This is a genomic window from Burkholderia sp. KL41, assembly GCF_057005415.2.
The window spans coordinates 41,738-64,330 of sequence record NZ_CM174447.1; the positions used below are offsets into that span (position 1 = coordinate 41,738).

The window sequence follows — 22,593 nt, forward strand, 5'->3', positions numbered from 1 at the left end:
AAAATCGGCGACATCCGTCCAAAGTGGTCATACCAGTATGGAAATGCAGGATCGACAAGCGCCGGCGCGCAATGTCGCCGATGTCGTCGCCGAGCGGATCGAGCAATTGATCGTCGACGGCGTGCTGAAGGCCGGGCAGGCGTTGCCGTCCGAACGGCGGCTGACCGAGAAGCTCGGCGTGTCGCGCACGGCCGTGCGCGAAGGGATGAAGTTGCTGCGCGCGCGCGGGATCATCGAGACGACGCACGGCAAGGGTTCGTTCGTCGCGAGCCTGACCCCGCAGCGCGAAGTCTCGCCGATGATGCACCTGCTCGGCTCGCAGCCGCGCACGCTGTACGACCTGTTCGAAGTGCGCGGGATGCTCGAGACGGAGGCCGCGCGACTGGCGGCGCTGCGCGGAACGTCTGCCGATTTCATCCTGATCAAGCGTCGTTATGACGAGATGACCGCGGCCGATGCGCAGGATCTCGACCCGGCCGCGCGCGCGAAGCTCGATCACGCGTTTCATCTCGCGATTTGCGAGGCGTCGCATAACCCGGTGCTCGTGAATACGTTGCAGTCGCTGACGGATCTGCTGCTGAGTTCGGTGTTTGCGTCGGTGAACAATCTCTATCACCGCGAGCCGTTGAAGAAGCAGATCGATCGCCAGCATGCGCGGCTCTATAACGCGGTGACCGGGCGGCTGCCCGAGCAGGCGCGCAAGGCGGCGAGCGAGCATATCCGCCAGTGCGTCGAATATCTGAGGGAGATCGAGCAGGAGGAGCAGCGGCTCGTGCGGTCGACGTTGCGGCTTGAAGGGTGGACGTGAGCAGGCACCGGTGTGTTCGTGCCATGACGTCCATCAAGCGAAGTGCGTTGACGATGCGGGTTGATTGGTTATTGCATCATGATGTGACGTATATGGCACGAGGCACGCCCTGATTTGCACGTTCGTGCAACACGCGCCGTGTACCGTCGCACGTATTACGCCATCGATCCTGACAGGAGGGTGCTGCATGTCGATTCCGACGCATGGCGGCGGGCCTGACGCCCGCGCCGATCCGACTCCGCATGAAGACCGCGCCGCGCTGGTGGCGATGCTCGACGAACTGCTGGAGGCCGAGCGCGCAGGCGCGCGTGTCGCATCCGAAACGGCGGCCGAGGTGAGCGACGATCCTGAACTGCAGCGGCTGATCGCCCATATTCGCCAGGATGACGCGCACTGGTGCAGCGTGCTCGTCGATGCGATCCGGTCGCTCGATGCGGAACCGACGCGCGCGACCGGCGTGTTCTACGAGAAGGCAATGGCGATCGACGATCTGGCGGAGCGGATGGCGTTCCTGAATCGTGGCCAGCGCCGGGTGGTCCGCAAGCTGCAGACGCTGCTGCCGACGCTCGCCGATCGGGACATGCATCACGCACTGTCGTTGATGCTGGTGGCGCACGAGAAGAATATCGGGGCGGTCGATGTGCGGCTGCGCGGCGGAGCGGACGGGGCGCAACGTGCGCCGTAATCGCCAGGATTGCGGTTTCAGCCCGGAATACGTCCATGTCATTTGCCTCGCTTCGCCTGATCGAGCCTCTGCTGCGTCATCTGCAGGGCCTCGATTACCAGACACCTGAGCCGGTGCGGGCCGAGGCGATTCCTGCCGTGCCGAGTGGCGAGTACGTCATGGCCGCGGCCGAAACCGGCACGGGCAAAACGGCGGGTTTTGCGCAGCCGCTGCTGCAACGCTTCGTCCGACACGGCCCGGCGGTGTCGAGCAACCGCGCGCCTGCTCGCGCCTGCGCGTGAACCGGCCGGACAAGTACTGCAAAGCTTCGTCGAGTCCGGCAAGGCCCTCGAAGAAACGGGCTCCGACTGTGATTGCGCGGCAACGGTGCCTGCGCCGAGACGGGCTGGGCCAACCCCATTCGCGGCCATCGCGTAATAGTCGATACTATCCGGCGGGCGGCGCCATTCTCTGTCGATCATCGCCGCCGCCGGATGCCACGTACGCCGCTTGAACCACGCGCTAAACAGTTACCAACCGACCTATGAACCGATCGCTTCTATCCGTCGTCTCGGCAATGTTGTTGATTTTGGTTCCAATGACCGAGGTATTGGCTAGCGAGCCCGGCAAAACGGTAACCACTGACCCCTCGCTCGCACCGGCGACGGTAGATTCAGCAAGCGCGCAACAGACAGCTGTCACGCTCGCTCAACGTGGGCAGGCAGCAGAAAAAGCCCAAAACTACCCGCTAGCCATCAGCTATTACACCGCGGCGCTCAACTTGCACCCGCTTCTTCTTGACGCGCTGGTAGGGAGAAGTCTTGCATACGACAAGATCCACGAGCGGGAAAATTCCGCGGATGATGCCTTGGCTGCGGCGAAAATAATAAGCGACGAGGGAAAAAATTATAGGCTTGCGTCCTATCTTTACAGGTTCGCGGGTCTTGGATACTCCTTGTCGAACAAGTATGAAAAATCCGTAGACGCCTTTACGGGGGCAATTAATATTGATCCATCAGATCCAGGCGCCTATGTGCACAGGGCGGGTTCTTATAAATTGATGCTGGATTTCGATCATGCTCTCCTGGACCTGAAAAAGGCGTTGGAGCTCGATCCTGGGAGCATCGACGCAAAAGACAGTTATGCAATGGCTTTCGCGGATATGGGGTTGTATCAGGTCGCCATCGACAAATTGAACGAGTCGCTGGCCGCGGATAAAAATGCGTCGACGACCTACGTGAATCTCGGCCAGGTGTATATGTCGATGGGAAGGTATGACGACTCCCGCCGAAATTTGAACAAGGCGCTGCAACTCGATCCGCGAGATTGGGATGCTGTCTTGAAAGACGTGAAGCTGAATTTCTATACAAAGAATTATGCGGCCGCATTGCGTGAAGCCAATGCATGGCTGGACAACAACAGGGAAAACAGCAGTTCCGAAGATGTTGCATACATGCTGATCTGGAAGCATCTGGCATCGCAACGGCACGGCGTGGATGATCGGGTGAGCCTGAACGGCGAATCTTCGAGCTTGCGGAATCAGGAATCCTGGCCTCGCCCGATCATCGATTACTTCCTGTCGAAAATAGATGCCGACCAACTCAGGGTGGCAGCGGCCAAGGGTGATGACGGGCCTCCTGGGACGCGTCAATGTGAAGCCGAGACTTATATCGGGGAAGCGAATATGATGGCCGGCAAGATGGAGGATGCAACGAGAAATTTCGAAACGGCTGTTTCCCTATGTCCGGTTTCGTGGGCTGAATATGATTTGGCGAAATTCGAAATACAATCGATAAAGAATTTCATCGCGTCACCGTAATTAAAACCGGGATGGGGTGTGAGTCACCGAAGGCCGCATTTGCTGTTGGGCGCTTGCGCAGTCACCAGGTGACCGTCGTCGTGAAATCTGGCGGTCGCTTGCAGATCGTTTGGCGACATCCATCCCGATCCGCGAAGATAAAAAAAGCCCGCCGAAGCGGGCAACCTCTCGATGCGGAGGGGGAGATACGAATACGCAGGGCTGCGCGCGTTCAGCCTTTGGTCGCCCCGAACGTCAGCCCCGCCACAAAATGCTTCTGCATCGCGAAGAACATCGCGACGGACGGCAACGCCGCCAGAATCGACCCGGCCGACACGAGGTTCCACGACGTCGTCCATTGCCCCTTCAACGCGGCAACCCCTGCCGTGATCGGCGCAGCCTCATCCCCTTGCGTGAGACACAGCGCCCAGAAGTAGTCATTCCACACGAACGTAAACACAAGAATCGCCAGCGCAGCCAGCGCAGGCCGGATCAACGGCAACACGATCCGCCAGAACACCGTCCATTCCCCCGCCCCTTCGATCCGCGCCGCCTCGATCAGCTCGAACGGCAGTTGCTTGATGAAGTTGCGCAGGAACAGCGTGCAGAACCCCGTCTGGAACGCGACATGAAACAGGATCAGCGCCTCGACCGTATTGAACACGCCGAGCCTGAGCGACAAGTCCCGCACCGGAATCATCAGCACCTGCACCGGCACGAAATTACCCGCGACGAACGTGCCGAACAGCGCCGTGCTCCCGCGAAACTTGTAGGTCGCAAGCGCAAAGCCCGCCATCGCCGCGAGCGCGATCGAGCCAAGCACGGACGGCACCGTGATCTGCACGCTGTTCCAGAAGTAATGCAGCATCGGCGACGTGGTCAGCGCATCGCGATAGTTCTCGATCATCGAGAAGTGCCGCGGCCAGCCCCAGTAGTGGCCTTCGACGAGTTCCTCGGTCGAGCGCACCGACGTGACGAACACGGCGACCATCGGCAGCAGCCAGATCACGAGCGCGACGGGCAGCGACAGCTTGTACAGCCGGCGCGATACCGGCTTCCATTGGGCAACGGGTGTCGGAAACATGATGAAGGCATCCCCGGAAGGTCAGGTCACTGCTCGTTGCGCAGCAGGCGGCGCAACTGGAACACGATGTAGACGAGCATGATCGCGAACAGCACGACTGCGATCGACGCGGAATAGCCGAGCCGGTAGTACTTGATCGCCTGGTCGTACATGTAATACGCAAGCACGGTCGAGCTCTCGAACGGGCCGCCGCTCGTCATCACCGAGATCAGGTCGAAGCTGCGCAGCGCACCGATCACCGTGACGACGATCGCCATGAACGTGGTCGGCCGCAGTTGCGGCAGCACCACGTGCCACAGCAGCGCGAAGCCGCGCGCGCCTTCCATGCGTGCGGCTTCGATCTGTTCCGGATTGAGCGACGTGAGGCCGGTGAGGTACAGGATCATGCAGTACGCGGTTTGCGGCCACAGCGCGGCGAACACGATGCCGAACGTCGCGTAGCGTGCGTCGCCGAGCACCGGGATGCCGTGTCCGGCGATCAGCGCGAGCAGCCCGAACGTCGGATCGTAGAACCACGAGAAGATCAGGCCGACGACCACACCCGACAGCACGAACGGCGCGAAGAACAGCGACTTCACGAGCCGGATGCCGGCGACCGCCTGGTTCAGGTACAGCGCGAGCGCGAGGCCGAGCGGCGGCGCGAGCATGAAGAGCGCGAGCCAGATCACGTTGTTGCGCAGCGCGGTGTAGAACGTTGGCGCTTGCAGCAGCTCCGCATAGTTCGCGAGACCGACGAACGTGCGCTCGGTCATCCCGTCCCAGTTGTACAGGCTCAGCCACAGCGTCGACAGGATCGGCCAGATCACATAGACGGCAACCATCGCGCAGGCCGGCGCGAGAAACAGCCACGCGGCGCGCCGTTGCCGCCGCACGGCGGGCGACGGGCGGCGCGCGGGTAATGCAACAGCGGTAACCGCGGCAGGCGCGCGAGGGTGCAGCGGTTCCGGCGGCGCGGCGGGCGGCTCGAGGTGTCGGGACGAAATCGGACTGGACACGGCAGGGCTCCTGAACGAGCGAACGATGGGGCAGCCGCAGCGGCGGAGCACCGCCGCGCGGGTCACGGCATTACTTCTTGTAGATCCGCTTGCGGGTCTGTTCGAGCTGCGCGAGCACCGTATCGAGCTGCGCCGGATTCGCGAGGAACTGCTGCATGCCCTTCATCCCCTCGTCGGCCATTTCCTTCGTCATGTCGCGGTCGTAGAACTGCGCGACGCCGCCCTTCGTGTCGGCAAGAATCCGGAAGCCGATCCGCGAGACCGGATCGGCCGGCTCGGGCGACTTGCTGTTGGCCGACAGCGAACCGAGGCCTTCCGCGAGTTTCGCGCCCATCTCGGGGTTTTCGACGAACGCGAGGAACGTGTGCGCGTCGGCCTTGTTCTTCGCCTTCGTCGGGATATGCAGCGATTCGACCGGGCCATCCTCGGCGGTCGGCACCTTCGGGTCGATGATCGGGAAGCGGTAGTAGCCCATTTCCTGCTTCACGTTCGGCGGAAAACCCGCCGCGATGAAGGTGCCCATCAGCATCATCGCGGCCTTGCCCTGGAACAGGAACGGCTGGGCACCGTCGAGATCGTAGGACAGCGCGTTGTCGATGAAGTAGCCCGCGTCGATCAGCGACTTCCACGTCGTGTAGACCTTCTTCACGCGCGGGTCGGTGTACGGCACGTCGCCGGCCATCAGCTGCTGGTGGAACGCGTTGCCGTTCAGGCGCAGGTCGAGATAGTCGAACCAGCCGGCGAGCGTCCACGCGTCGCGGCCGCCGATCGCGACCGGCGTGATGCCGGCCGCCTTCAGCTTCTTGCACGCGTCGAGAAACTGGTCCCACGTCTTCGGCTCGTCGGCGATGCCGACCTTGCGGAACAGGTCCTTGCGGTAGAACAGCCCCCACGAGTAGTAGACGGTCGGTGCCGCGTACTGCTTGCCGTTGTACGACGATGCGTCGCGCGTCGATGCGTACATCGCGCCCCAGCCGTTCTTCGTCCAGTCGCCGCTCAGGTCCTCGAACAGCCCGCGCTTCGCGTAGTACGCCATCCGCTCGCCGGCGTGCCAGTTCACGACGTCCGGCGCGACGGTCGTGAGCCAGGCGGGGAGCTGCACCTTGTACGCTTCCTCGTCGACGAAGGTCGCCTTCACGTCGATGTCGGGATGCGCCTTGTGGAACGCGTCGAGCGTCGACTGCCAGACCGCGCGCTGGCTGGCGCCCTTGAACGCGATGTTGATCGTCAGCGTGCCGGCATCGGCGGGCGCCGTCGTGCCGAGCGATGCCAGTGCGACAGCGGCGGCCGTGGCGAGCCGGGCGGCGAAGCGAAGGGGGCGATGTGTCATGCGTGTCTCCATTCCTGTGTGTCGTCTTGTGCGTGACCGGCGCATCGCGGCGCCGGTGTCGGGGTGCTACGAACGGCTTCGATACACGGCCACGTCTTGCGGCCCGACTTGCGCGGTGCCGAGCACGAGCGCCGACGGCGGTACCGCGTCGATCGTGTGCGGCGTGTCGCCATAGTTGAAAACGTAGGTCAGGCCGCCGCGCCGGCTCACGCGCACGCCGTCGCCGAGCGGCGTCGGCGTGAGGCCGGCTTCGGCCGCGACATCGGCGAACAGCCGGGCGGTGGTCGCGTCGTCGAACAGCGCGGCCCAGTAGTGCAGCGTGCCGTGCGACACGCAGGCCGGGTGACCGTCGGCGAAGCGCGCGCGCACGACGCTGCGCGTGTCGTCGTGCAGTTCGACGAAGTCGCGCCAGTGGCGCGCATGGCCCGCGAGCGGCGTACCGTCGCATAGCGTGCCGTCGATTCGCTCGGTCACGTTCGGCCGCAGCGATTCGACGCGCCATACGCGCACCGGCAGGATCGAGGCGAGCGGGCCGGGCGGCAGCGTCGGCGGAATCTGCAGGTCGACGGTCTTCGAGCCGGTGCGCGGCCCGAACACGGCGTGCGCGCCCGAGGCCGCGAGCCGCGCGGCGAAATCGTCCGGGACGACCGGCAGCGGCGGCACGACGACGAGCCGGTAGCCGTCGAGCGGCGCATGCGCGGAAACGATGTCGACGTCGAGGCCGAGCGAACGCAGCGCCGCGTAGTACTCGAACGCGAAGCGCGGGTAGTGGAAATCGGCGCCTTGCGGCTGCACTTCGAACAGCCACTTCGCTTCGTAGTCGAACACAAGCGCGACGGGGGCACGCACCGCGCCGTTCGGGTCGGCGTCGGCACCTGCGTCGCGTATGGTCGCGATCTCGCGCGCGACGCGCTGCGCCTCGCGGCCGCCTTCGTCGAGCCGGTTGTCCGGCGTGTTCATGCCCGCATGCATCTGCTCCTGCGCGAACGGCGCCTGACGCCAGCGGAAGTACGACACGCAACCGGCGCCGTGCGCGAACGCCTCCCAGCTCCACAGGCGCACCATCCCCGGCAGCGGCGCGGGGTTCCACTGCGCCCAGTTCACGGGGCCCGGCTGCTGCTCCATCACCCAGAACGGCAGCGTCGACATGCCGCGATAGAGGTCGTGATTGAACGACGCGAAATCGGGATGGCCGGTGCGCAGCCAGCGCGCCTTCACGTCGGGCGCGAACCATTGCTCCTCGAGCGCGCCGAGCGGATAGCTGTCCCACGTCGCGACGTCGAGGTCGCGCGCCACTTCGTAATGGTCGAACTCGGTGAACAGCTGCATGAAGTTGTGCGCGACGGGCCGGCCCGGCGAGTGTGCGCGGATCACGTCGACCTGCATCCGGTGATAACGCGCGACTTCGTCCGACGCGAAACGCCGGTAGTCGAGGCGATGCGACGGGTGCGCTTCGGTCACGGTGCCGACGGGCGCATCGACCTCGTCGAAATGGCGATACTCCATGCTCCAGAACACGGTTCCCCACGCGCGGTTCAGTGCGTCGATCGTGCCGTAGCGCGCCTTCAGCCACGCACGGAAGCGCACGAGCGCGGCCGGCGAATAACTGACGACGGTCTGGTGGCAGCCCAGCTCGTTGTCGGTCTGCCAGTAGCGCACGGCCGGGTGCCGGCCGTAGCGCTCGGCGACCGCCGTGCAGATCTGGCGCGACGCCTCGAGATAGGTCGGCGACGAGAAGTCGTAGTGGCGGCGCGAGCCGAACGCGCGCGGCCGGCCGTCGGCGCCGATCGCGAGGATGTCCGGATGGCGGTCGACCAGCCATTTCGGCGGCGTCGCGGTCGGCGTGCACATCACGATCTCGAGGCCGGCCGCGCCGAGCACGTCGACCGCCCGATCGAGCCAGCCCCAGTCGTATTCGCCGGGCGACGGCTCGATACGGCTCCACGCGAATTCGGCGATCCGCACCTGCTCGATGCCGAGCGCTTTCATCCTGCGGGCATCGTCGGCCCACATCGATTCCGGCCAGTGTTCCGGGTAGTAACAGACTCCGAGGCGCATGCCCGATCCTTATGCGTAGTGGTGAACGTGGACGTCGGCGCACGCGGGCACCGCGCGGCCGTCTTCGGTGAAGAGATGGCAGGCCGCGGCCGGCGCATGTACGTGCACGCGCTCGCCGGTACGCACCTGCGCGTCGCCGGGCACCTTCGCGATCATCGTGTGGCCGCCGGGCTGGTCGAGGTGCACGTAGGTCTGTTCGCCCAGGCGTTCGACGAGCGCGACGTCGCGTGCGAGTGTCGTGGCGTCGTGCGCGGCGCCGAGCGTCAGGTGTTCGGGGCGAATGCCGAGCGTCACGGCGGCGCCGGCGCCGAGCGCCGAGCCGTCGCGCGGCAGCGTGAAGGTTTCGCCGGACGGCGTGAGCGTGACGGTCGTGCGACGGGCATCGCACGCCGTGACGACGGCCGGCAGGAAGTTCATCCGCGGCGAGCCGATGAAGCCCGCGACGAAGCGGCTGGCCGGGTGGTGGTAGAGGTCGAGCGGCGCCCCGACCTGCGCGATGCTGCCGTGCTGAGCGGTATCGGCGCCGGCGTGCAGCAGCACGATCTTGTCGGCGAGCGTCATCGCTTCGGTCTGGTCGTGCGTCACGTAGACGACGCTCGCGCGTTCGAACTGCCGGTGCAGCCGCGCGATCTCGATGCGGGTCTGGCCGCGCAGCGCGGCGTCGAGATTCGACAGCGGCTCGTCGAACAGGAACACGCCGGGCTCGCGCACGATCGCGCGGCCGATCGCGACGCGCTGCCGCTGGCCGCCCGACAGCGCCTTTGGTTTGCGTTCGAGCAGCGTGTCGAGCTGCAGGATGCGCGCCGCATCGCGCACCTTCCGGTCGATCTCGGCTTTCGGCACGCGCGCGAGCTTCAGCCCGAACGCCATGTTCTCGTAGACCGTCATGTGCGGAAACAGCGCGTAGCTCTGGAACACCATCGCGACGCCGCGCTCGGCGGCCGGCACGTCGTCGACGCGGCGGCCGTCGATCGACAGCTCGCCCGCGCTCAGGTCCTCGAGCCCGGCGATCATCCGCAGCAACGTCGACTTCCCGCATCCGGACGGCCCGAGGAACACGCAGAACTCGTGCGCGCCGATCTCCAGATCGACGTCGCGAATGACCGGCGCGTGATCGCCATAGGCTTTCTGCACGCGTCGCATCGAGATGCTCGCCATTGTCTCCGCTCCATGTTTTAATGCGCCAACATCGGTGATTAAGCGCTTAATCATCGCGATCAAAAAAAGAGGCGATGCGATCGCGGCCGAGTCGCGCCCGTCGGTCGGGCGGCAGGGTGTGCGGCGATAGTGCGCCGCTTCGGTGAGCGAAGCAAATACTGGATAGACGTCTCATATAGTGAGCAAGCGATGGCAACCCTGGATGAAGTGGCGCGCCGCGCCGGCGTGACGGCCGCGACCGTGTCGAACGTGCTGCGCGAGCGCGGCCGGGTGGGCGAGGCGACGCGCGCGCGGGTGCTGGAAGCCGTGGAGGCGCTCGGGTATCGGCCGCATCTCGCGGCGCGTGCGCTGGCGGAAGGGCGCGCGCCGACGGTCGCGCTGATGGTATCGAGCATCGCGAACCCGTTCTACCCGGAGTTCGCGCTGGCGGTCGAGCGCGCGGTGCGCCGCAACGGGCAGTTCCTGATCGTCTGCAATACGAATGAAGATCCGCTGCAGGGGCGGGCGTATCTCGACCAGATTGCCGGCACGATCTCCGAAGGGATTCTCGTGACCAACGCGAACCTGCATCTGCCCGATCTGCTCGACGTGGCCGCGCGCGGTGTGCCGGTCGTGCTGTGCCTGTGGGAGCGGCCGGAGGCGCCGCCCGACGGATTGCCGTGCGTGGCGATCGATTTTCGGGAGGCGGGGCGGATCGCGACGCGGCACTTGCTCGAGCTGGGCCACGAGCGGATCGGCGTGATCGTCGGCGGGTCGGCGAGCGGCGTGCAGGCGGCGCGCTACGACGGCTTCGTCGACGTGATGCGTGAAGCCGGGCTCGATGCGTCGATCGTTGCGGCGGAACCCGATTCGATCGAAGGCGGCGTGCGCGCGGCGGGGCGGCTCCTCGACGCGCATCCGCGGCTGACCGCGCTGGTCGCGACCAACGACCTGCCGGCGATCGGGGCGCTGCATGCGGCGGCCGATCGCGGCCGGCGTGTGCCGGACGATCTGTCGATCGTCGGGATCACCGACATTCACCTGGCCAGCGACACGCGCCCCACGCTGACGACCGTTGCGATCCCGACCGCCGAGGCCGCGGGGCTCGCGGTCGAATTGCTCAATGCGCTACGCGACGCGGGCGAGCGCAGCAGCGCTGCGTCGCGCGTGCGGATCGCGTCGCTGCCGAAACTGGTGGTGCGCGGGACGACCGGCCGCGCGCCCGGCGGGAGCGCGACGCGGTCGATTTGATGTATCGACGTGCTGAATGTCGCGATGGAGGTCGTCGCCGCAATCGGGGCGACTCGACAAGGCCCGACAAGGCCCGACAAGACCCGACAAGACCCGACAAGACCCGACAAGACCCGACAAGACCCGACAAGACCCGACAAGGCCCGACAAAACCGGCCCGCGCGCGGTGCAGCAGGCGGCACACGCAGCGCCGGCTTCAATCGCCTTCGACGAGCCCCGTCACGATGCGCCTGGCCGATTCGAGATGCGCGACCGTCATCGACCGAGCGGCACGCGCATTGCGCTCGCGGCACGCCTGCAGGATCTCCTCGTGCTCGACCTGGAACGACGGCGTATCGGCGAGCAGCGTGGCCTGCAGGCGCTCGTACCGTTCGACCTGGCTGCGTAGCTCCGCGATCGTCTTCAATTGCCGTGCGTTGCCGCAGCACGAATACAGCAACGCATGGAATTCGCGGTTCAGTTCGCCCTGCCGGCGCGGCACGGCCGCATCGCCGAGCAGGCGATGGACGAGTTCGGCACGCGCGAGCGTCTCGTCGTCGAGCCGCTTCACGCTTCGGTAGATCGCGTCGCCTTCGAGCAGCACGCGCAGGTCGTAGATTTCCTGCACGTCCGATGCGCCCAGCATGCGCACGACGGCGCCGCGATTCCTGAAGATGTCCAGCAACCCTTCGCGCTCCAGGCGCTGGATGGCCTCGCGCATCGGAATCCGGCTGATGCCGAACCGGTCGGCGAGGTCGCGCTCGACGAGCCGCTCGCCCGCTTCGAACTCGCCGTTGATGATCATGTCGCGCAACGAGGCGGCGACCGCGTCCGCCGTGGAATCGAGTTTGGCTTCCATGCCTGTGTGTTCCGTCAATTTGGAATAATGGTATACCAAACGAAAATCCGGTGCCAAAATGGCGAACGCAGGCGGGCTCCGTATAACGAAATCCGGCCCGGTCGAAGCAACCCACATCAATGGAGAGCGAGATGGCATCTGGCGAACACAAGTATCGCGTCGCAGTCGCGTGGACGGGCAATCGCGGCACCGGCACGTCGGGGTATCGCGAATACGGCCGCGATCATGTGATCCGGGCCGGTTCCAAGCCGGATATTCCCGGTTCGTCGGACCCGGCGTTTCGGGGCGACGCGTCGCGCTGGAACCCCGAAGACCTGTTGCTGGCGTCGGCATCGGCGTGTCACAAGCTCTGGTACCTGCACCTGTGCTCCGAAGCGGGCATTCGCGTGCTCGCTTATGTCGACGATGCGGAAGGCACGATGGTCGACCGTGACGAGCCGGGCCGCTTCACGGAAATCGTGCTGCGCCCGCACGTGACGATCCAGGCCGGCGACGATCGCGAGCGGGCGGAACATCTGCATCACGATGCGCACGCGAAGTGCTATATCGCGAACTCGGTCAATTTTCCGATCCGCTGCGAGCCCACGATCGAATTCGCCGCGGCGTGACGCCGACACCCACCGGACGAAATCGACGATGAAGCTTTTCTACTACCCCGGCAACGCCAGCATGGCGCCGCACTTCGTGCTCGAGGAAATCGGCCGGCCGTTCGAGCTTGAATACGTCGACCGCACGCATGATCGACACAAGTCGCCGGACTACCTCGCGCTCAATCCGAACGGGCTCATTCCGGTACTGATCGACGGCGACCTGGTGCTGTACGAGGCCGCGGCCATTTGCCTGCATCTCGCCGATACGCATCCCGAGAAGCGGCTGGCGCCCGAACTCGGCACCCCGGAACGGGCGCAGTGGTTACCGCAGCGACTCGTGCGCCCGGCGATCCAGCGCGCGATGAAATTCGATTCGCCGTTGTTCCGGAGTGCGTACAGGTGGATATACGAAAGGTCCGCTTGAAATCGATCTGGTCTGGCCGACGGATTCTTTGAGAAACCGATTGGGGATGTCCGATTCCATGTCAATCAGACGAGACTGAAATTCGGAATTTGTGGTTTCCATTCAACGGCTTGGCATTTGTTGACAGTTGCCTTTCGATCGGCTCGGTAAGATCGCGTTCCATAACCAAACGAACGGACGCGGGCCGCGTCGACCAGAATGAATAAGAATGCGCACCGTCTGGTGTTTTCCAGGCTTCGGGGTATGGTGGTGGCCGTCGCGGAGACAGCGACAGCTGAAGGGAAATCCGCAACAGGCGAAGCTCGCGCGCGGCGGCGGTCGTCGACGTCCGGCGCTCGCGTCCTGGTGGCGGGCGTCGCCGCACTCGGTATGCTACCCACCCAGTCCAATGCGCAGATCATCCCGACGCCCGGCACCAGCACGCAGGTGATCCAGACGCCGAACGGCTTGCCCCAAGTCAACGTGGCCAAGCCTTCGGGGGCCGGCGTATCGGTCAACACCTACAACCAGTTCGATATCCAAAAGGCTGGCGCGATCCTGAACAACTCCGCCACGATGGTTCAGACGCAGCAGGCGGGCTGGATCAACGGCAACCCGAATTACGGAGCCGGGCAGGTCGCGCGGATCATCGTCAACCAGGTCAACAGCCCGAACCCATCTCAAATTCGCGGCGCCTTGGAGATCGCAGGCGCTCGCGTAGAGCTGGTCATCGCTAACCCGTCCGGGATTTTAGTGGACGGTGGAACCTTCCTGAATACCAGTCGCGCGACCTTGACGACCGGCGTGCCGTTCTACGGCGCCGATGGTTCGCTCGCCGGTTACAAGGTCGACCGTGGGCTTGTGACCGTCTCGGGCGCTGGCCTGAACGCTACCGGCACCGATCAGGTGGACCTTATCGCCCGCGCTGTACAGGTCAATTCTGCTATCTATGCGAAGAGCCTGAACGTGATCGCAGGTGCCACCCAGGTCAATCACGACACGCTTGCCGCGACGCCGATCGCCGGCGACGGCTCCGCTCCGGCGGTCGCGATCGACGTGAGCCAGTTGGGTGGCATGTATGCCAATAGGATCGTCCTCGCATCGAACGAGTTTGGTGTGGGGGTCGCCAACGCCGGCACCATCGCTGCGCAGGCAGGCGACCTGACGTTGCAGTCGAACGGCCGGCTCGTGCTCACGGGCAAGACTACGGCAAGCGGCAACATGGCGCTGTCGGCCTCGGGTGGTATCCAGAACAGCGGCACAACGTACGCGCAGCAATCGCTCTCGGCCAATACGAGCGCCGATCTCACGAATACCGGCACGCTCGCGGCGCAGCAGAATACGGCAGTGAATGCCGGGAGCGTCAACTCGACCGGCACGCTCGGCGCCGGTGTGAGCAATGACGGCACCGTCGCACACAGCGGCGACTTGAACCTGACCGCGTCGGGCCTACTGACCGCGACCGGCCAGAATGTGGCGGGCGGCAATGCATCGCTGACGGGCGGCAGCATAAATCTCGCCGGCAGCCAGACAGCGGCGAACGGCAATCTGTCGCTGAACGCGACGGTCGGCGACGTGAACCTCTCGAACGCGACGACGAGCGCGCAAGGCGCCATTCAGGCGAACGCATCGGGCACCGTGATCAACGACCACGGCAACCTGTCGAGCGGCGACAGCACGACGCTGACCGGTGGCAATCTGTCGAATCAGGGCGGCGAGATCTCGTCGCAGGGTCCGTTGTCGGTGAATGTCGCCGGCCAGATCGCCAACCAGTCCGGCGGACTGGTATCCGAAAGTACGGCGGACGTGCGTGGTGGCGCCATCGCAAACAACCAGGGCACCGTTCAAAGCGCGGCCGGCATGACGGTGGCCGGCGCGTCGCTGGACAACTCGGCCGGCCGGATCACGTCGCTTAACGGCGACGGCCTGTCGGTGATGACCACCGGTCAATTGACCAATGCGGCGGGTACGACCGCGAACGGCGCGCACGGCGGCGTTATCGGCGGCAACGGCGATGTGTCGGTCCAAGGCGCAAACGTTGTCAATCGCGGCGCGATCACCTCCAATGCGAATCTGCGGGTATCGGGCCAGTCGGTCGACAACGGCAGTGGCACGCTGCAGGCTGCGAAAAAGGTGGTTGTCGACGCTGGCGCGCGCCTGGTCAACAACGGCGGCTCGATCGTCGGTCTGACGGCCGCGCTGACGGGCACGACCCTCGACAATAGCGCGGGTGCCGTACAGGCCAATCAGGTGTCGTTGAACGCAACCGACCTCGTGAACCACGGTGGCACGATCACGCAGACCGGCGCCGGCCCGATGGCCGTCAATGTGTCGCGTACGCTCGACAATTCCAAAGGCGGCACGCTGCAAACCAACAGCGCCGACCTGGCGCTCACCCCCACCGCACTCGTGAATGACGGCGGCACGATCACGCATGCCGGCAACGGCACACTGACGCTCGGAGGCGGCTCGGGCTCGATATCGAACGTAGGCGGTTCGATCGCGAGCAACGGACGCGTCGCCGCCCAAACCGGCGCGCTAAATAACGCGGCGGGCTCGATCAACGCGCAGAGCGGACTGACGGCAACCGTTGCCGGCACGCTGAACAATGCGAGCGGCAAGCTGTTGTCGAATACGGATCTGAGCGTCACCAGTGGCATGCTGACGAACGATGGCGGCCAGATCGGTGCGGGCACGAACGCGACAATCCACTCAGGCTCGATGACGAACCAGGGCGGTTCGATCGTCGCGCCGAACCTGTCGATCACAGCCGCGTCGACGCTCGATAACAGCGGCGGCAAGCTCGAAGCCAATCAGCTTGCGCTCACGGCCGAAAACCTCGTCAACCACGGCGGCACGATTACGCAGTATGGGTCGTCAACGATGGGCATGAATGTCAGCGGCGCGCTCGACAACTCGGCCGCTGGCGTGATCCAGACCAACAGCACGGATCTGACGCTCAAGCCCGCCGAGCTGAACAACGCAGGCGGCACCATCACCCATGCCGGCACGGGCACCCTGACGATCGCGCCGGGCAATGGCTCGAACGCGCTGAACAACGCGTCGGGCACCATCGTGACGAAGGGACAAGCCATCGTCAACGCGGCCGCCTGGAACAACGCGAGCGGTATCCTCGCCGCGCAACGCGGCATCGACGCGACCATTGCAGGCGACGTGAACAACGCGCAGGGCCTGCTGCGATCGGACGCGTCGCTGTCGTTGAAGAGCGGCGGTGCCCTGTCGAACCAAGGCGGCCACGTCCAGGCCGGACAATCTACTGCTGGTGACACCAGCACACTCGACATTCAATCGGCTTCGATCGACAACGCGGACGGCGCCATTGTCGACCTCGGTGCGGGCAAGATGACGGTGCAAGGCGACAACCAGATCGCGAACAGTCATGCCGGCGGTGTGTCGGGCATGGGTGCGATTACCGGTAACGGCGACGTGACGGTCAGCGCGGCATCGATCAGCAATACGCAGGGCGGTCAGCTCAGTGGTGCATCGCTGCATGTCCAGGGGAACTCGCTCGACAACAGCGGCGGCATCATCGGTAACGTCACGAATTCGAACGGCAACGTGAACGTTACGACGACCGGCGCGGTCACGAACACGAAAGGCCAGATCGGCTCGACGCACGACCTGTCGGTCGCAGCGGCCACGCTGCAAGGTGGCGGCACATACAGCGCGGCGCACGACGCCAACGTGAACCTGCAGGGCGACTACACGGCGGCATCCGACACGCAGTTCAACGTCGGTCACGATCTCGCCTTCACGCTGCCCGGCACCTTTGCGAACAACGCGAACCTGCAGTCGGTCAACAACCTGAGCGTCAATGCGGGCAACATCGTCAACGCGGGCGCCCTGACGGCCGGCGGCTTGCTGCGTACGCAGTCGACCGATTTGACCAACACGGGGGCGCTGGTCGGCGCCAGCGTATCGCTCAACGCGACGAATACGATCTCGAACCTTGGACCGACCGCGTTGATCGGCGGATCGGACAGCAACGGTACGCTCGAAATCCTCGCGCATGACATCGAAAACCGCGACGACACGACGGCCACCGACTCGATGGCGACGACGGCCATCTTCGGGATGGGCAAGGTCGTGCTGGCGGGCGGCAAGGACGCGAGTGGCAACTACACGAACGCAGCGTTGGTCAACAACGTGTCTGCCTTGATCCAGTCCGGCGGCGACATGGAATTGCATGCCGACAAGGTGACAAGCACGCGCCGCGTGATGAAAACTTCCACCAGCCAGATCGATCCGGCTTCTCTCGCGCAGTTCGGCATTCCGATCAGCGGACGCACGGGCCAGGTCGGCGTGAAGGATCCGTACAGCATCGGCGGCGTCTACACCGAGCCGCCTCACGGCGGTCAGTGGAACAGCACGTATCAGTTCACGACCTACTATGCGGACAGCGCGACGGCGACGACCGTAACGGACATCAGCCCGGCCGCCCAGGTCGTGTCGGGCGGCAAGATCGACGCCTCTTCGGTCGGTACGCTGCAGAACTACTGGAGCAACATCGCGGCGGTCGGCGACATCAAGATGCCAGCCCGCTACGATGCCGACGGCTGGGCGGCGTCCGGTCAGAAACTGCCGGGCGTGTCGGTTTCCTACTCGGGGCAATATCACTACAACAATTACGATAATTCCGAATATGACTGGAAGCTTCCGTTCGGCAATGCGCCGTTTGTCGGCTCTCGGCCGGGTGGCTACACGCAGGCGGCGCCAGCATCGATCAAAGACTACAAGCTGCCGCGTTACGATGCGACGTTGAATTCGAACGGCACGATTTCCGGTACTGGAGTGAGTGTCAACAACTCGGCGGGCAACGCATCGATCCCGTCGCTCGGCCTGCTGCCGGGACAGTCGGTGCCGGGTCTCACGCCTACCAATCTGAGTGGGAACGCGAGCGGTGCTAAATCGGGGGCATCGTCCGTGCACGGTGGTGCGCCCGCGCCGGTCGACCCGATCATCGCCAGCGCGACGGCGCTGAACGTGCTGAACAATCTCGCCATTCCGCAGGGCGGATTGTTCAAGCCGACTACCGCGCCGAACGCGAGCTATGTGATCGAGACGAACCCTGCGTTCACGAACCAGAAGAATTTCATTTCGAGCGACTACTTCTTCGGCCAGCTCGGCGTCGATCTCACGCACATCCCCAAGCGCCTCGGCGACGGTTTCTACGAGCAGCAGCTTGTGCGCAACGAAGTCACGTCGTTGACCGGCAACGCGGTACTCGGGCCGTACGCCGACCTGGAGACGATGTACCAGTCGTTGATGGCGGCCGGTGCGAGCCTGTCGAAATCGCTCGATCTCCCGATCGGCGCGAGCCTGTCTGCCGATCAGGTATCGAAGCTGACCGGCAACGTAATCATGATGGAAACGCGTGTGGTCGACGGTCAGTCGGTGTTGGTGCCCGTCGTGTATCTCGCGAAGGCCAGCCAGCAGAACATCGACGGCCCGCTGATCAGCGCAACGAACATCGATTTCCAGAACGCGCAGTCGTTCACGAACAGTGGCACGATCAAGGCGGACAATACGCTGGCAATCCAGGGCAAGCAGATCGACAACGCATTCGGCGCGCTGCAAAGCGGTGGGCTGATGTCGCTGAAGACAGAGAACAACATCGATCTGACGTCGGCGAACGTGAAGGCGGGCAGCCTTCAGCTTGATGCCGGCAAGGACTTGATTCTCGACACGGCGACGAAGACGAATACGCGCGTGAGTCGGGACGGCGCGACGAGTGTGGTGACGACGCTCGGGCCGACCGCCAAGCTGGAGGTCGCGGGTGACGCGTCGCTCGTCACCGGCGGCAACTTCCAGCAGAACGCGGGCAATCTGTCGGTAGGCGGCAACCTCGGGATGAACGTCGGCGGCAACTGGGATCTCGGTGCGGTGCAGACGGGCGAGCACAAGATCGTGCAACGCGCCAACGGCGTATCGAACACCGACATCAACACGGTCACCGGCAGCTCGGTGAAGGTTGGTGGGCAGTCGAGCATCGGCGTGGGCGGTGATTTGACGGCCAAGGGCGCGCAGATCGACCTCGGCCAGGGCGGGACGATCGCCGCCAAGGGCAACGTGACGCTCGGCGCGGCGAGCGCGACGTCGACGGTCGACAGCAACAGTTCAGGCAGTGATAGTCACGGCAGCTACGCGGAAACGCTGCATACATCCGATCAGGCGCTGACCGGCACGACGCTCAAGGGCGGCGATACCGTTACGCTGGCGTCAGGCAAGGATCTTACAATCAGCGGTAGCACGATCAGCCTGGATAAAGGTAATGCGAACCTGCTGGCGGCCGGCGATGTGAATATCGGCACCGCAACCGAAACGCACGAGTTGAACTCTCACGAAACGCATAGCCACAGCAATGTTGTCAGCGGAGCGAAGATCGCGAGCGGGATCGACCAGACGGCGACCTATAGCCAAGGCAGCACGGTGTCGGCCGACGGCGTCAACATCGTCAGCAACCGCGACATCAACGTGACGGGCAGCAACGTCGTTGGTACGGACGACGTCACCTTGCAGGCGAAGCGCGACGTCAACGTCACGACCTCACAAGACACGACTCAATCGTCCAGCTATTTCGACAAGAAGGAGTCGGGTCTGCTCACGAATGGTGGTTTGTCTGTGACAGTGGGCTCACGCTCGGCCGCGCAGCAAGACCAAAGCAGTTCCGTGACGAACAAAGGGAGTGTGATCGGGTCATCGCAGGGCAATGTGACGATCCAGGCAGGGAAGGATGCGTCGATTGCGGGCAGTACGGTTGTTGCGGGCCAGGATGTCGGCATCACGGCACAGAACGTGACCGTAAATGCTGCATACGATACCTACAAGGACGCGCAGTCTCAGCAGTTCAGCCAATCGGGTTTGAGCGTCGGATTGGGTGGCGGCCTGGTTGGACTCGGACAGTCGATGGCAGGTGCGGTCCGCCAAGGCCAGCAGTCGGGTGACTCGCGTCTCGTGGCAGTGCAGGCGGTGGCGGCCGCCGAGCAGGCTTACCAGAACCGCGGTGGGATCAAGGACGCGGCCAATGCCCTGTCGAACGGCAACGTAAGCGAGGCTGCCAAGGGTGTTCAGGTACAGCTCAGCATCGGATCGAGCCATAGCAGCAGCAATGCGACGACATCGATCTCGAGCGCGAAAGGTTCGTCGATCATCGGCAACGGCAACGTCTCCATTACTGCGACCGGCGCGCCGGACGCGGACGGAAATGTTCAGGCAGGTACCGGCAACATCGCGATGACCGGAGCGTCGGTACTCGGCAAGAATGTTGCTCTCGACGCCAACCACGCGATCACGCTGCAAAGCGCGCAGAGCACCGATCAGAGCACGAGCTCGAACAGTTCGACTGGCTGGAATGCGGGCGTCGCGATCGGCGTGGGCAAGAACACGGGCATCAGCGTCTTTGCGAATGGCTCGAATTCGCATGGCCAGGGCAACGGCGACAGCGTGACGCAAACCAACACGACGGTGGCGGCCGGCAACTCGCTGACGATGATGTCGGGCGGCGACACGACGCTGTCGGGCGCCAAGGTGTCTGGCGACAAGGTCAAGGTAGATGTCGGCGGAGACCTGACGATGACGAGCCTTCAGGATACGTCGAACTACAGCAGCAACCAGCACAACACGGGCGTCAGTGGCAGCTTTACGTTCGGCTATGGTGGTGGCGTTGACGCGTCGATCGGCCATACCAGTATCGACGCGAACTATGCGTCGGCGAACCAGCAAACTGGCATCGTGGCAGGCAAGGGAGGGTTCGATGTCAACGTGACGGGCCATACGCAGCTCAATGGCGCGCAGATCGCGAGCGCGGCGCCGGCCGACAACAATACGCTGACGACCGGCAGCCTCGGATTTACCGACATCCAGAACAAGATGTCGTATTCGGGCTCGTCGGAAGGTTTTTCGACGTCGGGCGGTCCGAGCTTCGCGCAGACGAGCGATAGCGCAAGCGGCGTCACGCACGCGGCGGTGAGCCCGGCGAAGATTGTCGTGAAATCGGATGAGCAGAACGGCACGGACAGCACGTCCGGCCTGTCGCGTGACACGACGAACGCGAACCAGACGGTGGAGAACACGTTCAACCTGCAGAAGGTCCAGAACAATATGGCCTTCGCCCAGGCGTTCGGCAAGGTCGCGACTTTCGCGGTGGCGGAAGCGGCGACGCAGCTGGAAAACAGCAGCCCGCAGATGAAGGCGGTGTTCGGCGAAGGCGGTGCAGGTCGTGACGCGCTGCACGCCGCAGTGGCGGCGATCGGGGCAGCGCTGTCGGGTGGGAACATCGGTGGAGCGGTCGCGGGTTCGCTGGCCGGAGACGTGTTGCAGTCGCTGGCGCAGCCTATCATCGATCAGACCGTGAGCCAGTTGCCGCTGAGCGCACAAGCCGCCGCGCGGAATGCGCTGAACGAGATCGTGGCGACGGCGGGCGGTGCGGCGGCTGGCGCTGTCGCAGGTGGCGGTTCATACGGTGCGCTGGCCGGTGCAGGTTCGGCCGTCAACAACGAGCTTTACAATCGGCAGCTTCACGTAGAAGAGGTGAAGGTTGTCGAGCAGCTCGCAAAGGAAAAAGCGCAGGCGGTATGCCGTGGCGATTCCAGTTGCGTGGCGAAGGCAACGACCTACTGGACCGACATGCTCGAGCGCGCGGCGAAGGGAATGGTCGACGACACCGCCAACAAGGAAAACATGGCGTATCTCCAGACGCTGATCCAGACGGCTAACAATCCGACCAGCGAAGGTGCAATGGGCGGCCTCAGTTCCTACCTGGCGAACCTTCAGACCGCGCAAGATATGTTGTCGCAGTATATGGGCAAGCCGATTCTGGTCCGCGGCACGCCGATCATCTCCGACGGTTCGGCTCAGACGTATTTCAGTGCGACACCGGAGCAACGTTCCAATCAAAGCCTCAATGCGATATTGGGCTCGCTGCCTGGCTCGATCGTGCCGGGTGCGAGCCAACGCGATCAGAATCGAGTGGATTCCTTCGCGACGCAAAACGGCTCCGTGAAACCCGATTACACGATCGAGGAAACAGTCATCGGCGGTATCCTTACCAACAAAATCGCGTCGACAGCCGCGCGCGTGGGCGAGTCGATTGATGTTTGGTTGGCGGGGCCGGTGAATCCGACGGGCAAAGGGTTCATCAGCACCGGCGAGGTGACGATGGAGAGCATGCCGGTGAAATTGAATACCGCAGAACAAGGCGTGCTGTCACAACTCGACCAGCTGCCGTCCAAGGATTTGCAGGGACAGGCCCGTGAATATGTGGCGAACAACTACTTCGTACGGAATGGCTTTACGCCGCTTGATGGGAAGTGTGGGGCCAATTGCTTTGACGGCGTCTACATCAAGGGCGACACTGTCTACGTCAATGAAGTAAAGCCGTTGAACAAATCTGGCTCGATTAACTTAAATCCTGAAAACCCGGCGACCGGACTTCCGACTCAGCAAACGGATAATTGGGTGGAATACGCCATTAAACGTCTGAAAGACACCGAGGACCCGCAATTCGTTAACACGGCAACTGTTATAGAGCAAGCCATGAAGAAAGGAAAGCTAGTGAAGTTGGTTTCCGGAGTTGACTCCAATGGAATGGTTATTGTAAAGATTCCCCGGAATTAAC

General features: G+C 63.9%; 11 protein-coding genes and 3 pseudogenes. 8 read left to right on the plus strand and 6 right to left on the minus strand.

The window, feature by feature from the left end:
- The first annotated feature begins 37 nt into the window (after positions 1-37).
- From glcC to PQB87_RS17870, 4 genes and pseudogenes are all read left to right on the plus strand, one after another.
- The gene (glcC, locus tag PQB87_RS17855; RefSeq protein ID WP_027790226.1) at positions 38-808 is read left to right on the plus strand and encodes a transcriptional regulator GlcC; all 771 of its coding nucleotides are present in this window, start codon (positions 38-40) and stop codon (positions 806-808) included.
- A gap of 247 nt (positions 809-1,055) precedes the next feature.
- Positions 1,056-1,493, plus strand: a pseudogene (locus PQB87_RS17860) (DUF6306 domain-containing protein); the annotation flags it as partial.
- A gap of 35 nt (positions 1,494-1,528) precedes the next feature.
- Positions 1,529-1,826: pseudogene (locus PQB87_RS17865) on the plus strand (DEAD/DEAH box helicase); the annotation flags it as partial.
- 190 nt (positions 1,827-2,016) lie between these two features.
- The gene (locus PQB87_RS17870; RefSeq protein ID WP_489243415.1) at positions 2,017-3,291 is read left to right on the plus strand and encodes a tetratricopeptide repeat protein; all 1,275 of its coding nucleotides are present in this window, start codon (positions 2,017-2,019) and stop codon (positions 3,289-3,291) included.
- Positions 3,292-3,502: 211 nt separating this feature from the next.
- Here PQB87_RS17870 and PQB87_RS17875 read toward each other — a convergent pair whose 3' ends face one another.
- The 5 genes from PQB87_RS17875 to PQB87_RS17895 form a co-directional block, all read right to left on the minus strand.
- A complete protein-coding gene (locus PQB87_RS17875) occupies positions 3,503-4,354 on the minus strand; it encodes a carbohydrate ABC transporter permease (protein ID WP_489243416.1) in 852 nt (283 codons plus the stop codon).
- 26 nt (positions 4,355-4,380) lie between these two features.
- Entirely contained in the window at positions 4,381-5,349 is a 969-nt protein-coding gene (locus PQB87_RS17880) for a carbohydrate ABC transporter permease (RefSeq protein WP_489243417.1), read from the minus strand.
- Positions 5,350-5,419: 70 nt separating this feature from the next.
- Positions 5,420-6,679 (minus strand): ABC transporter substrate-binding protein, encoded by a 1,260-nt coding sequence (locus PQB87_RS17885; protein ID WP_489243418.1) that lies wholly within the window; start codon positions 6,677-6,679, stop codon positions 5,420-5,422.
- A gap of 66 nt (positions 6,680-6,745) precedes the next feature.
- The gene (locus PQB87_RS17890) at positions 6,746-8,737 is read right to left on the minus strand and encodes a beta-galactosidase (RefSeq protein ID WP_489243419.1); all 1,992 of its coding nucleotides are present in this window, start codon (positions 8,735-8,737) and stop codon (positions 6,746-6,748) included.
- A gap of 9 nt (positions 8,738-8,746) precedes the next feature.
- Positions 8,747-9,895 (minus strand): ABC transporter ATP-binding protein, encoded by a 1,149-nt coding sequence (locus PQB87_RS17895; RefSeq protein WP_059622172.1) that lies wholly within the window; start codon positions 9,893-9,895, stop codon positions 8,747-8,749.
- Between the two features lie 189 nt (positions 9,896-10,084).
- Here PQB87_RS17895 and PQB87_RS17900 point away from each other — a divergent pair, with 189 nt between their 5' ends.
- On the plus strand, positions 10,085-11,125 hold the full coding sequence (locus PQB87_RS17900) for a LacI family DNA-binding transcriptional regulator (RefSeq protein ID WP_059688117.1): 1,041 nt from the start codon (positions 10,085-10,087) through the stop codon (positions 11,123-11,125).
- A gap of 196 nt (positions 11,126-11,321) precedes the next feature.
- Here PQB87_RS17900 and PQB87_RS17905 read toward each other — a convergent pair whose 3' ends face one another.
- On the minus strand, positions 11,322-11,963 hold the full coding sequence (locus tag PQB87_RS17905; RefSeq protein ID WP_060068006.1) for a GntR family transcriptional regulator: 642 nt from the start codon (positions 11,961-11,963) through the stop codon (positions 11,322-11,324).
- A 131-nt stretch (positions 11,964-12,094) separates the two neighbouring features.
- Between PQB87_RS17905 and PQB87_RS17910 the strand changes: the two genes are divergently transcribed.
- The 3 genes and pseudogenes from PQB87_RS17910 (at position 12,095) to bcpA (ending at position 22,592) form a co-directional block, all read left to right on the plus strand.
- Entirely contained in the window at positions 12,095-12,571 is a 477-nt protein-coding gene (locus PQB87_RS17910; RefSeq protein ID WP_027790236.1) for an OsmC family protein, read from the plus strand.
- 28 nt (positions 12,572-12,599) lie between these two features.
- Positions 12,600-12,878: pseudogene (locus tag PQB87_RS17915) on the plus strand (glutathione S-transferase N-terminal domain-containing protein); the annotation flags it as partial.
- 297 nt (positions 12,879-13,175) lie between these two features.
- On the plus strand, positions 13,176-22,592 hold the full coding sequence (gene bcpA, locus PQB87_RS17920; RefSeq protein ID WP_489243420.1) for a contact-dependent inhibition toxin BcpA: 9,417 nt from the start codon (positions 13,176-13,178) through the stop codon (positions 22,590-22,592).
- Position 22,593: the final 1 nt, after the last annotated feature.